The sequence below is a fragment of the Methylobacter sp. BlB1 genome (genome assembly GCF_015476545.1).
Classification (GTDB): Bacteria; Pseudomonadota; Gammaproteobacteria; order Methylococcales; family Methylomonadaceae; genus Methylobacter.
This window is the reverse complement of sequence record NZ_JADMKV010000186.1, coordinates 1-943: the sequence shown is the minus strand read 5'-3', so window position 1 is coordinate 943 and position 943 is coordinate 1. Positions and strand designations below refer to the sequence as shown.

The following is a 943-nucleotide window of genomic DNA, read 5'->3' as shown; positions in this document are numbered from 1 at the left end:
CGTTATAGGTCCGCAGGATGCCCCACAGGCCGTTCCAGAGGTCATCGGTCGCTGCACCCGGAAAATAGGCCTGATCGATAAAGGGCGTACCCAGATTGATGGAGTCTACGGCGTTCACTTCGAACTCAAAGTGCTCGGAGATACCCATCATTTGCGAGTTGCGGTAGCCCGAGTCTTTCAGCGACGGCTCGAACAGCCATTTGAGGCCGTGTATGCTGAAGTTGTGGCCTTCCTCATGGGCGCCGAATGCAGTGCGGATCTGGATCTTGTCGCCGGCGAACGTTTTCAGCAGCGGCGTGAACGGATCGCCGGGCAGGACGTCGCGGGTCAACGGCTGGACAAAAAAGTCCGGCTGGCTGTTCAAGGCCGGAATGGCCCGGTCCGTGCGCGATTCGAACGCGAACGACAGATCGCCGGCCCGGCCCGGGGTTTGGCCATTGGCGCCGTTATTGACGCGCAGCGCCAGCGGTTCATTGCGGTAGTTCACGGTCATGGTGCCGGGATCGTCAGCCGAGATGGCTTCGGGGCAGGGCCGGGGGACGCCGCCCGGACAGGTCGGTGCGACCTCGATCAGATCATGGAGCCCGGCTTCCTGTTTGGCGGGCGGATTGACCGGCGTTTCATCATTGCGGCTGGCCAGCTGGAAATCGCCCATTGACAGCAGGAACTCGCGATAGGCTTTGTCGCCGTTTTTCGGTTCAATGATGGCTTGCCAGCTGGTCGGGCCGCCGTCGGCGCGGCCGCTCAGGGGCGCGCCGGTCTCATTATGCTTCCAGGTCGAATTGGCCGGCTCGATTACCAGGGCGGCATAGAGCCCCACCTGCTGATGGGTGGATGGGCCGAAGTGGTCGTGCGTGAACACGGTGCGCAGCGTGCGGTCCTCGCCGATATTGTTCAGCACGTCATCGGCATACCAGCGCTGCACGGTGGTCTGCACGCAAGT

The 943-nt window shown here is 62.4% G+C and carries 1 pseudogene; it reads right to left on the bottom strand.

Annotation, left to right across the window (positions count from 1 at the left end):
- A pseudogene (locus IT781_RS21935) lies at window positions 1-925 on the bottom strand (hypothetical protein); the annotation flags it as partial.
- Window positions 926-943 lie beyond the last annotated feature (18 nt).